12 protein-coding genes are annotated in these 13,572 nt (G+C 69.0%); 9 read left to right on the top strand and 3 right to left on the bottom strand.

Features of this window, described 5'->3' with window-relative positions; translation table 11 throughout:
- The first annotated feature begins 13 nt into the window (after positions 1-13).
- From JF781_RS06045 to eccA2, 8 genes are all read left to right on the top strand, one after another.
- A complete protein-coding gene (locus JF781_RS06045) occupies positions 14-328 on the top strand; it encodes a WXG100 family type VII secretion target (RefSeq protein WP_008262887.1) in 315 nt (104 codons plus the stop codon).
- 51 nt (positions 329-379) lie between these two features.
- Entirely contained in the window at positions 380-667 is a 288-nt protein-coding gene (locus tag JF781_RS06040; RefSeq protein WP_008262888.1) for a WXG100 family type VII secretion target, read from the top strand.
- 114 nt (positions 668-781) lie between these two features.
- Positions 782-1,612, top strand: a complete 831-nt coding sequence (locus JF781_RS06035; protein WP_225327811.1) for an ESX secretion-associated protein EspG — start codon at positions 782-784, stop codon at positions 1,610-1,612.
- Positions 1,613-1,734: 122 nt separating this feature from the next.
- On the top strand, positions 1,735-2,760 hold the full coding sequence (locus JF781_RS06030) for a MinD/ParA family protein (protein ID WP_008262890.1): 1,026 nt from the start codon (positions 1,735-1,737) through the stop codon (positions 2,758-2,760).
- Positions 2,757-4,286 carry a type VII secretion integral membrane protein EccD gene (gene eccD, locus JF781_RS06025; RefSeq protein WP_225327812.1) on the top strand — a complete coding sequence of 510 codons (1,530 nt, stop codon included), beginning with the start codon at positions 2,757-2,759 and terminating at the stop codon, positions 4,284-4,286. The genes JF781_RS06030 and eccD overlap by 4 nt, the downstream gene beginning before the upstream one ends.
- The gene (gene mycP2, locus JF781_RS06020) at positions 4,271-5,932 is read left to right on the top strand and encodes a type VII secretion system ESX-2 serine protease mycosin MycP2 (protein ID WP_225341151.1); all 1,662 of its coding nucleotides are present in this window, start codon (positions 4,271-4,273) and stop codon (positions 5,930-5,932) included. Before eccD ends, mycP2 begins: the two co-directional genes overlap by 16 nt.
- Entirely contained in the window at positions 5,929-7,551 is a 1,623-nt protein-coding gene (gene eccE, locus JF781_RS06015; protein ID WP_225330572.1) for a type VII secretion protein EccE, read from the top strand. The genes mycP2 and eccE overlap by 4 nt, the downstream gene beginning before the upstream one ends.
- A gap of 112 nt (positions 7,552-7,663) precedes the next feature.
- Positions 7,664-9,514: a type VII secretion system ESX-2 AAA family ATPase EccA2 gene (gene eccA2, locus JF781_RS06010; RefSeq protein ID WP_225330574.1), complete on the top strand. Its 1,851-nt coding sequence runs from the start codon at positions 7,664-7,666 to the stop codon at positions 9,512-9,514.
- An 8-nt stretch (positions 9,515-9,522) separates the two neighbouring features.
- On the opposite strand, the gene JF781_RS06005 is transcribed toward eccA2, so the two are convergent.
- Complete coding sequence (locus tag JF781_RS06005; protein ID WP_225330571.1) at positions 9,523-9,963, bottom strand: nitroreductase family deazaflavin-dependent oxidoreductase; 441 nt, start codon at positions 9,961-9,963, stop codon at positions 9,523-9,525.
- A gap of 1 nt (position 9,964) precedes the next feature.
- Complete coding sequence (locus tag JF781_RS06000) at positions 9,965-10,816, bottom strand: NAD(P)H-binding protein (protein WP_225330570.1); 852 nt, start codon at positions 10,814-10,816, stop codon at positions 9,965-9,967.
- 108 nt (positions 10,817-10,924) lie between these two features.
- Here JF781_RS06000 and sigI point away from each other — a divergent pair, with 108 nt between their 5' ends.
- Positions 10,925-11,803 carry an RNA polymerase sigma factor SigI gene (sigI, locus tag JF781_RS05995; RefSeq protein WP_225330569.1) on the top strand — a complete coding sequence of 293 codons (879 nt, stop codon included), beginning with the start codon at positions 10,925-10,927 and terminating at the stop codon, positions 11,801-11,803.
- On the opposite strand, the gene JF781_RS05990 is transcribed toward sigI, so the two are convergent.
- Positions 11,800-12,975 carry a MinD/ParA family protein gene (locus JF781_RS05990; RefSeq protein ID WP_225341150.1) on the bottom strand — a complete coding sequence of 392 codons (1,176 nt, stop codon included), beginning with the start codon at positions 12,973-12,975 and terminating at the stop codon, positions 11,800-11,802. The genes sigI and JF781_RS05990 overlap by 4 nt on opposite strands.
- Positions 12,976-13,572 lie beyond the last annotated feature (597 nt).

The raw sequence follows: 13,572 nt of genomic DNA, 5'->3' as shown, positions 1-13,572 counted from the left end.
GAAGGAGAATTCCGTGACAATCAAGGTGACCCCGCAAATGCTTCGCGATACTTCAAACGCGATTCAGGCGAACATGGAACATGCGATCGGGATCGGTCAGGGATACGTCGCAAATCAGGAAAATGTGATGAACCCGGCCACCTGGTCCGGTGACGCGGTCGCCGCGTCGCACGCGACCGCCATCGAGGTGCAAAACGACTTGAACAAAGTCTTGACCGGCGGCACGCGTCTGGCTGAGGGCCTCACGAAGGCGGCGGCACTGATGGAAGGCCACGAGGCGGATTCCTCACACGCCTTTACCGCGCTATTCGGCGGCCACGGCTCCTGACCCGTCCACTCATTCGTCAATTCATAAAGGTCTTTTGAAAGGAAATTCACCATGTCCGACCCGATCACTTACAACCCGGGCGCCGTAGCCGACTTCGCCACCGATGTCGCTTCCCGCGCCGGCCAGCTGCAGTCCATTTTCGACGACACCTCCAACCGGACGCACGCCCTGCAGGAATTCTTCGCCGGCCACGGCGCGTCGGGCTTCTTCGAGGCGCAGGCGCAGATGCTGTCGGGGCTGCAGGGCCTCATCGACACCATCCGTCAGCACGGCCAGACGACCTCGCACGTGCTCGACAGCGCGCTCAGCACCGACCAGCACATCGCCGGCCTGTTCTGAGCCCGCTCAACCACCGGGACAAGCGAAGGTGGGGCAGATGCGCCGAGCGTATGTGCCCCACCTCCGGTGTCTTCTTCGCCGATCGAGGGAGTCGCTGATTAACGGCGGGGCGACATGCTGACGACGACGGTCGATGGCCTGTGGGTGCTGCAGGCGATCACCGGGGTGGAGCAAACCTGCCCTGAGCTGGGGCTGCGGCCGATGCTGCCGCGGCTCGACACCCCCGAGCGCGCGCTGGGCCACCCCGCGGCCGCGGACTTGATAGCCGCCGGCGCACTGGATGAGGCCGGCAACGTCGACCCGATGATCCGCGAATGGCTCACCGTCCTGCTGCGGCGCGACCTGGGGCTGGTCGTCATGATGGGCGTGCCGGGTCGCGAGCCCACGCGCGCGTCGATCAACCGCTTCGCGACCTGGTGGGTGGTCTTGGAGCGGCACGGCGACATGGTGCGTCTGTACCCCGCCGGCACGGCCGGCAACGAATCCTCGGCCAGCGAGCTCGTGGTCGGTCAGATCGAGCGGCTGTGCGGCGTGGCCGAGGCCGCGCCGCTGCGGCCGATCACCCTGGACACCGAGCAACTGCTGAACTCGGTGCGCGACACCGCCAGCCTGCGGGCGTTCCTGCTCGAACAGCGCCTGGACGCCGACCAGCTGCAGGTGGTTCTCACGGCCGCCGACCCCGCCCGGTCCGCGCACGCGAACATCGTCGCGCTGCAGGCCGGTGTCGGGCCGGACGAATTGGCGCGCGTCGCCGTCGGCGATTCGACGGTCTCCATCGTGGACACCCCCGGGGGCCGGGTCTGCATCGAAAGCGTCACCTCGGGGCAGCGCCGCTATCAGATTCTCTCGCCGGGTTCGCGCAGCGACATCGGCGGAGCGGTGCAACGGCTCATCCGCCGGCTGCCCGCGGGCGACGAGTGGCACTCGTATCGGCGGGTGGTGTAGACGGTGTTATCGGATGCCGAAGTAACTTAGTTAACCAAAGCCTTGTAATAACAACGCCTGTCGCACTTGATGGGTTTCTGAACGGGTAAACGCGGTATCGCGAACCGTGTTAGCATCTCGTCGTGACGAGCCCTTGGAATGACCCGAATATGTCGGACGAAGGAGCGCTCAGACGGGGGGATCCGTCAGGGGGCAGCAACTTCCCGGATTCGGTATCCGACACGATGCGAATTACCGATCTGGCCGCGCCACGAAAGATTCCACCGGGGTCGGGCTGGCGTAAATTCATTTACGCCATCTCATTTCGACAAATAAATCTCGGTGAATCTCCCCGAGAACGACACTATCGTGATTTACAAAACCGCATACGCCGGCATATCCGGCGGCAGTATGTGATCACCGTGGTGTCCGGCAAGGGCGGCGTCGGGGTCACGACGCTCACCGCCTGCCTCGGTGGCGTCTTCCGGGAATGCCGCCCGCAGAACGTGATTGCGATCGACGCCGTTCCCGGTTTCGGCACGCTGGCCGACCGCATCGACGATTCCCCGCCCGGCGACTACACCGCCATCATCAACGACACCGATGTCCAGGGCTACGCCGATATCCGAGAACATCTGGGGCAGAACGCAATCGGTCTCGATGTGCTGGCCGGTAACCGGACCTCGGACCAACCCAGGCCGTTGGTGCCGGCGATGTTCTCCGGGGTGCTGTCGCGATTGCGGCGCACCCACACGGTGATGATCGTCGACACCTCCCCCGATCTCGAACACGAAGTGATGAAGCCGGTATTGGAGAACACCGATACCCTCGTGTTCGTTTCGGGGATCACCGCCGACCGCTCGCGTCCGGTGCTGCGGGCGGTGGATTACCTGCGGTCGCAGGGCTACCACGAGTTGGTCTCGCGCAGCACCGTGATCGTGAACCACACCGACCAGATCACCGACAAGGACGCGCTGGCTTACCTGACCGAGCGGTTCACCAAGGTCGGGGCGACCGTCGAAGCGCTGCCGTTCGATCCGCACCTCGCCAAAGGCGGCATCATCGATACGGTTCACGAGCTGAAGAAAAAGACGCGATTGCGCCTCTTCGAAATCACCGCGGGGCTGGCCGACAAATACATTCCGGATGCCGAGCGGGCGGTACCGTGACCTCGCCGCATAAGGTCGCTTTTCCAGCGCGTTGTGCGGTCAACATTTCTTACGAGAAGCATCTGTGCTCCCAGGTTTTCCCCGCCGGAATTCCGATGGAGGGATTCTTCGAGGGAATGGTCGAGCTGTTCGACGCGGACCTGAAGCGCAAAGGTTTTGACGGCATTTCATTGCCGGCGGGCAGCTACGAACTTCACAAGATCAATGGGGTCCGCCTCGATATCAATAAGAGCCTCGACGAGCTGGGCGTCCAGGACGGCGACACCCTGGTGCTGGTGCCCAGGGTCGACGGGGAGTCGTTCGAACCGCAGTACGAGTCGCTGTCGACCGGGCTGGCCGCCATGGGCAAGTGGCTGGGCCGCGACGGCGGCGATCGGATGTTCGCGCCGGTGACGCCGCTGACGGCCGCGCACACGGCCGTCGCGGTCATCGCGATGGCCGTCTCGGTGGTGGTGGCGCTGACGCTGCGGGCACGGACATTCACCGACGGCCCGATCCCGGCGGCGGTGGCGGGCGGGGTCGGTGTCCTGTTGGTCATCGCGACCCTGGTGGTGCGGAACGGCTGGCGGGAGCGGCGCGATCTGTTCAGCGGGTTCGCCTGGCTTGCGGTGGTCTCGCTGGCCACCGCCGGCGCCTGCGCGCCGCCGGGTGTACTCGGCGCGGCGCACGGGCTGATCGGCGCCGTGGTGGTGATCCTGGGTGCCGTCGCCATCGGGGTGACGGCGCGCAACCGGTGGCAGACCGCGGTGGTCACCGCCGTGGTGACGGTCTGCGGCGTCCTGGCCGTCGTCGCCGCCGTCCGGATGTTCCGGCCGGCCACGGCGCAGGTGTTGGCCGTGTGTGTGTTGGTCGGACTGCTGGTCCTGGTCCGGATGACCCCGCTGATCGCGTTGTGGGTGGCCCGGGTCAGGCCGCCGCATTTCGGATCGATCACCGGACGGGACCTGTTCGCCCGGCGCGAGGGGATGCCGGTCGACACCGTGTCCCCGGTCAGCGAGGACGAATCCGAGGAACAAGACAACGAACTCACCGACATCACGGCGCGCGGCGCCGCGATCGCCGCCTCGGCGCGCTTGGTCAACGCGGTCCAGGTGGGGCTGTGCGTCGGGGTTTCGATCGTGCTGCCCGCGGCGGTGTGGGGCGTGTTGACGCCGGGGCGCCCGTGGGCGTGGCTGGCGCTGGTGGTCGCCGGCCTGGTGGTGGGGATCTTCATCACCCAGGGCCGAGGATTCGCCGCCAAATACCAGGCCGTCGCGCTGGTGTGCGGGGCGTCGGCGGCGGTGTGCGCCGGAGTGGTCAAATACGCCGTCGCCGGGTCCCACGACGCGATGGCGGGACTGCTGTGGCCGGTGGTGGCGGTGGCGACGTTCGCCGCATTGGGTTTGGCCGCAGCGCTTTTGGTGCCGGCCATGCGGTTCAGGCCGTTCATCCGGCTGACCGTGGAGTGGGTGGAAGTGCTCGCATTCATCGTTCTGCTGCCGGCGGCGGCGGCCCTGGGAGGGCTCTTCACGTGGATTCGCCACTGAGAACCGCGGCGGCGTTGACCGTCACCCTGACCCTGGTCGCGTTGTCCGCCAATATCCCTGCCGCACAAGCGATCACACCGCCATCGGTGGATCCGGGGATGGTGCCACCGGACGGGCCGCCGCGGCCCGATCAGCCGATGCGCCGCGCCAACAGCTGCTCGTCGCCGATTATCGTGCGAAACCCCGACGTGGCGCAGCTGGCTCCGGGGTTCAACCTGCTCAACATCACCAAGGCCTGGCAATACAGCACCGGCAACGGCGTGCCCGTCGCGGTCATCGACACCGGGGTGACACCGAACCCGCGGCTGCCGGTGGTGCCCGGTGGTGACTACATCATGGGTGAGGACGGCCTGACGGACTGCGACGCGCACGGCACCATCGTCAGCTCGATCATCGGCGCTGCGCCCCAAGGGATTTTGCCGATGCCGCGGCCGATGCCGGCCACTCCGGCGTTCCCGCCGCCGGCCGGGCCGCCGCCGGTCGCCGGGGCGCCCCCGCCGCCGGTCGAGGTGCCGCCCCCGATGGCGCCCCCGCCCCCGCCGCCTCCGGTGACGATCACCCAGGTCCTTCCCCCGCCGCCACCGCCGCCCCCGCCACCGGAGGGCGGCGGCGCCACCGCCGCATCGAACGGGCCGCCCGATCCGCAGACCGAGGAAGAACCCGCGGTGCCGCCGCTTCCCCCGGGGGCGCCCGACGGGGTGGTGGGGGTGGCCCCGCACGCGACGATCATCTCGATCCGGCAATCGTCGCGGGCGTTCGAACCGGTCAACCCGCCGCCGGGCGATCCCAACTCCGACGAGAAGGTCAAGGCCGGCACGCTGAATTCGGTTGCGCGCGCGGTGGTTCACGCCGCGAACATGGGCGCGAAGGTGATCAACATCTCGGTCACCGCCTGCCTGCCCGCGGCGGCCCCGGCCGACCAGCGGGCCCTGGGCGCGGCGCTGTGGTACGCGGCCACCGTGAAGGACGCCGTGATTGTGGCGGCCGCCGGCAACGACGGGGAGGCCGGGTGCAACAACAACCCGATGTACGACCCGCTGGACCCGTCGGATCCGCGGGACTGGCATCAGGTCAAGGTCGTCTCGGCGCCGTCGTGGTTTTCCGATTACGTCCTGTCGGTGGGCGCCGTCGATGCAAGTGGCGCCGCGCTGGACAAGAGCATGTCGGGACCGTGGGTCGGCGTTGCCGCACCGGGGACCCACATCATGGGTCTCTCGCCCCAGTTCGGCGGTATCCCGGTCAACGCCTACCCACCGTCGAGGCCGGGCGAGAAGAACATGCCGTTCTGGGGAACCAGTTTCTCGGCGGCCTACGTCAGCGGTGTCGCGGCGTTGGTGCGGGCGAAGTACCCGGATCTCAGTGCGCACCAGGTGATCAATCGGATCGTGCAGTCGGCCCACAATCCGCCCGCGGGGGTCGACAACAAGGTCGGCTACGGGCTGGTGGACCCGGTCGCGGCGCTGACGTTCAACATCCCGCCGGGTGAGCGGTTGGCGCCGGGCGCACAGAGTCGGGTCATCACCCCGGCGGCGCCGCCCCCGCCGCCCGACCATCGGGCGCGCAACGTCGCGATCGGATTCCTGGGGGTGGTGGCCGCCGGTGTGCTCGTCCTCGCGATCGCCGCGCGCTTGCGGAGGGCCCGATGAGGCCCAACCTCACCGGGTTCAGCCGCGGCAGCAATCGCCGGGTGGTCGGGGTGTGGGTGGTGTTCCTGCTGGCGCTCGCGAGTTGGCTGCTGGCCGGCTACATCGGCGCCGCGGTCGCCGTGATTGTGGGCGTCGCGCTGGTGTTCGTGCGCTGGTGGGGCCAGCCGGCGTGGTCGTGGGCCGTGCTGTGGCGGCGCGGTCGGCGCCCGATCGACTGGTCGGCCCCAATCACCGTGGCCAACAACCGATCCGGTGGCGGCGTGCGGGTGCAGGACGGTGTCGCCGTGGTCGCGGTGCAGCTGCTGGGCAGAGCGCATCAGGCCACCATGGTGACCGGATCGGTGACCGTCGAGACCGACAACGTGCTCGATGTCGTCGAATTGGTGCCGATGCTGGACCAAGCCCTCGGCCTGCAACTCGACTCGATCAGCGTCGTCAGCATCGGGTCCCGGCACGGAACCGTCGGCGACTATCCGCGGGTGTATGACTCGGAGATCGGCACCCCGCCCTACGCGGGCCGGCGCGAAACGTGGCTGATCATGCGGCTGGCGGTGTTCGATAACGCCCACGCGTTGGTGTGGCGCACGACCGTTGGCGTAGCGGCGATTTCGGTCGCCCAGCGCATCGCGGGTCTGCTGCGCTGCGAAGGCCTGCGGGCCAAGGTGGCCAACGCCACCGATTTGGTCGAACTCGATCGCCGGCTCGGCTGGGACGCGGTGTCGGGACCGGCGCAGCGGTGGAAAGCCATCCGCGGGGAAGCGGGCTGGCTGACCACCTATGCGTATCCGCCCGGGGCGATCACGTCGCGCAACCTGTCCCAGGCGTGGACGCTGCGCGCCGACGAGGTCATCCAGAACGTGACGGTGTATCCGGATTCGCAGTGCACCGCGACCATCACCGTGCGCACCCCCACGCCCGCGCCCACCCCGCCCAGCGTGATCCTGCGCCGCCTCAACGGCGAGCAGGCCGCGGCGGCGTCGGCCAACATGTGCGGCCCCCGACCACACCTGCGCGGAATCCGGCGCAGCCCGCTGCCCGCGGAGCTGGTCACCGAGATCGGGCCCTCGGGCGTGCTGATCGGGAAACTCAGCAACGGCGATCGGCTGCTGGTGCCGGTCACCGACGCCGGTGAACTGTCGCGGGTGTTCGTCGCCGCCGACGACCCGATCGCCAAGCGGATCGTGATCCGCACCGCGGGCGCCGGGGAACGCGTCTGCGTGCACACCCGTGACATGTCGCGCTGGCTCAGCGTTCGGATGCCGGAGATCAGCGTCGTCAACGGCTCGCGCCCGGCACCGCGCACCACCGTCAGCGTGGTGGAATACGCCGCGCGACGGGGCAGGGACGGCAACGGGGCGCCCGACGGCGGGGCCGCGGATATTCGGGACGCCGCGATCTCGCCCAACCCGCGCCCGGCGACCGTGATCACCATCGCGCCCGCGGGCGTCAGGCTCTCCGAGGGACAGCGCCACGGCTTCGAGGTGATCATCGAGCAAGTCGGCCCCACGGTGGTGAATGTCACTGCTGCGGGGAAGAATTGGCTTGCCGAGATGGACATGTTCCGTGCCGAGCACCGCTATGTCAGCCTGGATCCGGTCACCATGTCGGTCGGCACGTAGCAGTTCGGTAAGACGAGTTTGAGGCACAGTTTGATGAGCGCGTTGGGCGGCGGTTCGCTCCGACCGGGGGCGGCTGACCGCAACCCCGATGACCACGGCGGCGGCGCTCGTGATGGGGGATGTGATGGGTGATTTACAAACGGCCCGAAGGCATTTCGACCGGGCGATGGGGATCATGGGCCGGCAGGGCCGGGCGGCGGCCTTACCGGAGTTCGTGGCCGCCACCGACGCCGACGCGTCGATGGCCGACGCGTGGCTGGGCCGCATCGCGTGCGGCGACAGCGACCTGGCCTCGTTGCGGCGTCTCTACGCCACCAGCGAATGGCTGCACCGCGAGACCACTCGCATCGGGCAGACGCTGGCCGCGGAGATCCAGCTGGGCCCCTACATCGGCATCACCGTCACCGACGCATCGCAGGTGGGGCTGGCGCTCTCGTCCGCATTGACGATCGCCGGCGAGTACGCCGAGGCCGACAAACTGCTGGCCAACCGCGACCTGCTGGACTCCTGGACCAACTACCAGTGGCACCAGCTGGCCCGCACCTTCCTGATGTACCGGACGCAACGCTGGCCGGACGTGCTGCTGGCGGCCGCCGAGGAGCTGCCCGCGCAGGCGATCGTCATGTCGGCCGTGACGGCGTCGATCTGCGCGCTGGCCGCGCACGCCGCCGCCCACCTCGGGCAGGGCCGGGTCGCGCTGGACTGGCTGGACCGCGTCGACGTGATCGGGCACACCCAGTCGTCGTCGCGCTTCGACGCCGACGTGTTGACCGCATCGATCGGCCCGGCCGACATCCCGCTGCTCGTTGCCGATCTGGCGTACGTGCGCGGGATGGTGCACCGCCAGCTGCGCGAGGAGGACAAGGCCCAGATCTGGCTGTCCAAGGCCACCATCAACGGGGTCCTCACCGAGGCGGCCAAAGAAGCGCTGGCCGACCCGAACCTGCACCTGGTGGTCACCGACGAAGAGACCATCGAGAGTCGCACCGATCGTTGGGACGCGTCCTCGGCCAAGAGCCGCGACGAACTCGACGAGGACGCCACCGCCGGGCGGCGGGCCGAGCTGCTGGCCGAGGGACGCAAGCTGCTGGCGAAGCAAGTGGGGCTCGCCGCCGTCAAGCAGGCCGTCGCGGCGCTGGAAGACCAACTCGAAGTGCGGATGATGCGCCTCGAGCACGGCCTGCCGGTGGAGGGGCAGACCAACCACATGCTGCTGGTCGGGCCGCCGGGCACCGGTAAGACGACCACCGCCGAGGCGCTGGGCAAGATCTACGCCGGCATGGGGATCGTGCGCCACCCCGAGATCCGGGAGGTGCGCCGTTCGGACTTCTGCGGCCACTTCATCGGGGAGTCGGGACCCAAGACCAACGAGCTGATCGAAAAGTCGCTCGGCCGAATCATTTTCATGGACGAGTTCTACTCCCTGATCGAACGCCATCAGGACGGCACGCCCGACATGATCGGCATGGAGGCCGTCAACCAGCTCCTCGTCGCGCTGGAAGCGCACCGATTCGACTTCTGTTTCATCGGTGCGGGCTATGAAGACCAGGTGGACCAATTCCTCACCGTGAACCCGGGTTTGGCCGGCCGGTTCAACCGCAAGCTGCGCTTCGAGTCCTACTCACCTTCGGAGATCGTCGAGATCGCACACCGCTACGCGACGCCGCGCGCCAGCCTGCTCGACGACGGCGCACGCGAGAAGCTCCTGGACGCGGCCACGACCATCCGCAACTACACCACTCCCGGTGGGCGCCACGGCATCGATGCCATGCAGAACGGCCGGTTCGCCCGCAATGTCGTCGAACGTGCCGAAGGCTTCCGCGACACCCGGGTGGTCGCGCAGAAGCGGGCGGGCCAACCGGTGACGGTCGAGGACCTGCAGATCATCTCCGCCGCCGATATCGAGGCGGCGGTGCGCAGCGTGTGTTCGGACAACCGCGACATGGCCGCCATCGTCTGGTGACGCGAACCCTACGTCGACTCGAAGCGGAACACGGCGAGACGGCCGGCCAGGGCTTCGAATTCGTCGGCCGTCCCGTCGCGCACCATGCCCGAGCGTTTCGCGAACGCCACGCCGACCGGGACTTTGGCGGGGAACTCCCGCAGCACCGGCCGGGCCTCGTCGGCGGACAGTTCGACGATCCGGACCCGGCGTGAGCGGCGGCCGCGGCGCAGCGTGCCGGCGCCCGCCGCCCTGGCGTTCGCCGCCCAGTCGGCGCCGGGATAGCCGGCCACCACATAGAGCCCGCCGCGGAAGTCGAACGGCGTCATCGGCGTGCTGCGCGGTTGACCGGACTTACGTCCGGGCACGGTGAGCACCATGGCCGGCCCGGTCGGAATGCCCAGCCGTTGGACCGCCATCATGAACTTGTTCATGGGTTTGAGGTAACGCGGGGGACGCGGTTCGGTCATGTCAGGCCCCCTCGTTCTCGCCGGTGAAGACGTCGCGGTGCTCGGCGACCCAGTGGCTGAACGGAAGTGCCGGGCGGCCAAGGATCTTCTCGACGTCGTGGGTGACCAGCGCGGGCTTGTCGAGCGATTCGGCGAGCATGGCAATGTAGGCGTCGGCGAATCCGGCGCTGAATCCCAGACCCAGGAAGCGTTGCCGCACAGCGGCCGTGGGCACCTCCAGGTAATGCAGCGGCCGTCCCAGCACGGTGCCGATGACCTCCACCAGCTCCGAGTCGGTGAACGCCTGCGGGCCGGTCAGCGGGATCCGCTGTCCGACAAGCTCATCGGTGAGCAACGCCTGCGCCGCGACCGCCGCGATGTCCGTCTCGACGATCGGCGCCGTCGACGCCGCGGCGTATGGCCCCGCGACCACGTCGCCGGCGCGGAGCTGCGCGGACCACATGCCGGCGAAATTCGTCGCGAACACGGTGGGCCGCAGGCTCACCCAGGCCAGTCCGGAGCCGACGGCGAGCTGTTCGACCTCCCTGTTGCGGTCACCGCGAAATCGCGACGGCTGACGCGAGACGTCATCGTCGGCGTTGATCGCCGACAAGGCGACCAGCTTGGCGACGCCGGCGCGCGCGCATTCGGCCACCACTTCTTCGAGCCGCCCGCCGAGCGCGCGGGAGTTCAGGAAGACCGCTGACGCGCCCGAGAGCGCGTCGGTGGCCGAATCGAACACCTCGACGTCGGGGGGAAATCCGGCCGGTGCCGGCTGTCGGGTGACCGCGCGCACGCGCGCTCCCGCGGCACGCAGGTCCGCGACGAGCGGGCGCCCGACGTTACCGGTCGCGCCGGTGACGACGATTGCCATGGGATGGTTCCTTTCGTGGATTTGTACTGCTGCAAGGACGGGGCAAAAGGTGGGAAAGTTACACCGCAGAACGGGTAACTTTTTGCGGCGCCATATCGTCGAAGAGTCATGAACCAGTCGCAGTCAGCCGGCGACCAGGTCGCCGAGGCCTGGCGTCGTCACCGCCCGTATCTGGTCAACCTCGCCTACCAGATGCTGGGCGACATCGGCGACGCGGAAGACGTTGCGCAGGAGGCATTCCTGCGGCTCTCCCGCGCCGAGGTCAGCGGCATCGAGGACGTCCGGGGCTGGCTGACCGTGGTGGCGAGCCGGCTCTGCCTCGACCAGGTGCGCTCGGCCCGCGCCCGTTACGAACGTCCCGGCGACGTCGAGGAGCGCCCGGCGCCGCGCCGCTCCGACCCGGCCGACCGGATCACCCTCGACGACGAGATCCGCAGCGCGCTGCTGGAGGTCCTGCGCAGGCTCAGCCCCGGTGAGCGGGTCAGCTTCGTGCTGCACGACGTGTTCGGCATTCCCTTCGACTCGATTTCGGAGGCGGTGGGCCGTCCGGCCGGCACCTGCCGCCAGCTCGCGCGGCGGGCGCGGGCGAAATTCGTTGCGGCGCAACCGAATATGAACGATGTGGCCGCGGCCGAGCATCAGCTCGTCACGGAGAAATTCATTACCGCCTGCTCGAACGGCGACCTCGCCGGGCTGGCCGCCGTCCTCGATCCGACGGTCTGGGGCGTGGGCACGATTCTCGGCGACCCGCCGCCGCCACAACAGGTCAACCACGGGCCCGACGCGGTGGCCACCAACCTGCTGCGGTACCTGTGGCCGGGTGTGACGCTGGTCGGCGGCCCCGTCGGGGCGCCGGTGCTGCTGGCCTTCAGCGACCGCCGCCTGTTCGCCGTCATCGTGCTGACGATCCGCGGCACGCGCGTGGCCAAGATCGAGGCGATCGCCGACCCGTCGGCGCGGATGGGGGACGCCGCCGAGAAGTCCTAGCTCTGTGGGTCTTTCGGCCCTCGGTCACCAGAGCCGTGGGGGCGCGCCGCGAAGTACCCGGCGACCGTCGCCGTGATCTCGAGGAACTTGCGCCGCGTGGCCGGGGCCATTTCGCGGGCCACGTCGATGACCCCGCCGGGGCGCAGGTGCGGGTCGAACGGCACCTCGATGACCGGCCGCCCGTGATCGGTGAACTCGCGGGCCAGCAACGCGCGGGTGCGTTTGTCGGCATGGCCGTCGGAATCGTTGAGCACGACGATGCTGTGCGCCAGCAGCGTCGTCAGGCCCTGATCCGCCAGCCACTCCATGGTTCGCGCGGCGGCGGACGCGCCGTCGGCCCAGGGTGAGGACACCACGATCAGCGCGTCCAGATCCCGCAGCACCTCCTGGGTGAGGGGCGCGTCCATCGTCGAACCGCAGTCGATGACCGAGATCGTGAAATGGCGATCCAGTCGCAGCGCGGCTTCCCGGTAGATCGCGGGGTCGAGCACGCGGCGCGGGCCGGACGCCGGTTCGCCGGCGAGCACGTGCAGGCCGGCGGAATTGCGGCCCAGCCGCGCCACCACATCGTCGAAGGACCGCAGGTTTTTGTCGGCGGTGAGCTCCCAGAACGAGCGCGTCGATCCCGGATCGATGCGGCTGCTGAGTCGCCCGAAGGCGGTGTCGGCGTCGATCGCCACCACGTGGTCTTGCCGGCGGAGTTGGGCGAACAGCGAGCCGACGCTGGCCGCCACCGACGTCTTGCCCACGCCGCCCTTGCCCAGCACGCCGACCTTGTAGTGCCCGTACAGGAGGGTCTGGATCGCCGCCTTGAACTGAGCTTCCTGCCGTTGGGTGGGCGACGGGCCCAGGGCGATCAGGCCGAAGGTGGCGATCCGCACGGCCCGTCGCCAACCGCGGTCGGGGAGTTCCGGGGGCGGCGCCGGCGCGGGGGCCGGTGGCTGCGGCGCGGGTGGTGGCCGGAAGGACGGCGGGGCGGCGGGAGCCGATGGCGGGGGTGCGGGCGCCCTGCCCTGCGGCGGCGCGGACGGCCGGGGCGCAGGGGGAGGCGGAGCCGGTGGCCGAGGGGCGGGATGGGGCCCGTGCGGAGGGGGACCAGGCGGGCGTGCCGCCGCGGTGGTTTCCCGCTCGGGCCGCAGACGGTCCCGCAGGAATTCGTCGCGCTCGTTCATGGGCTCCTCAGGTGCCGGACGGTCGATCGTCGCGCCGTGTTACGTGATAAGCGCCACGGTCCGGCGTGCGCCGCCGGAGGTGACCAACATCGGTCCAGTATCTCCTCACCCGGCCGGTGTGGAAACCTGCAAACTCGGATCGGCCCGCGGCCGGAGCGTTGCGCCCCCGCGAGCCCGGCGCTGAGCACGTTCATCCCCGCCCGCGGCGCCCCGGCCGCCGCGCCTGAAAGTGCCTCCAGCAAACTAATCACGGGCGGCGGCCCCGGGGCGGTGATATGCCGGGCGAGGCCCCGCGACGGCGGCAAATCACGGCCCCGAACGGCGGCGTCGGGCTATGGCCGATCCGCGGCGACCGCGAAATTTATGAGGGTGCCCGCCGACGGTTTAGACTTGACGAAGTTGGCATGTCAGGCGGGTATTGTCATATCGTTTTACGACTTGTCGAGACCGGTTCCAGGCCACCGTTCAGAGCTGCACGGACATCCCGAACAGGATCATCTCCGCCTGGGGCACAGCCTATCGAGACAAGACCGAAGGGGTTTTAGCCCGCAACGTCCGGGTGCGACCTCATCGGGGCCGCTGCTAACGGCCGCGCAG

Origin of the sequence: Mycobacterium sp. WUMAC-067 (genome assembly GCF_020217485.1) — a bacterium.
Lineage (GTDB): Bacteria > Actinomycetota > Actinomycetes > Mycobacteriales > Mycobacteriaceae > Mycobacterium.
The sequence above is the reverse complement of the archived record's forward strand: the minus strand, read 5'-3'. Positions and strand labels throughout refer to the sequence as shown.

What these genes read in the sequence shown, in the direction of transcription:
- JF781_RS06040 (WP_008262888.1), top strand. Translation starts at nt 380, where the DNA reads ATGTCCGACCCGATCACTTACAACCCGGGCGCCGTAGCCGACTTCGCC.
- JF781_RS06035 (WP_225327811.1), top strand. Translation starts at nt 782, where the DNA reads ATGCTGACGACGACGGTCGATGGCCTGTGGGTGCTGCAGGCGATCACC.
- eccE (WP_225330572.1), top strand. Translation starts at nt 5,929, where the DNA reads ATGAGGCCCAACCTCACCGGGTTCAGCCGCGGCAGCAATCGCCGGGTG.
- eccA2 (WP_225330574.1), top strand. Translation starts at nt 7,664, where the DNA reads ATGGGGGATGTGATGGGTGATTTACAAACGGCCCGAAGGCATTTCGAC.
- JF781_RS06005 (WP_225330571.1), bottom strand. Translation starts at nt 9,963, where the DNA reads ATGACCGAACCGCGTCCCCCGCGTTACCTCAAACCCATGAACAAGTTC.
- JF781_RS06000 (WP_225330570.1), bottom strand. Translation starts at nt 10,816, where the DNA reads ATGGCAATCGTCGTCACCGGCGCGACCGGTAACGTCGGGCGCCCGCTC.
- sigI (WP_225330569.1), top strand. Translation starts at nt 10,925, where the DNA reads ATGAACCAGTCGCAGTCAGCCGGCGACCAGGTCGCCGAGGCCTGGCGT.
- JF781_RS05990 (WP_225341150.1), bottom strand. Translation starts at nt 12,975, where the DNA reads ATGAACGAGCGCGACGAATTCCTGCGGGACCGTCTGCGGCCCGAGCGG.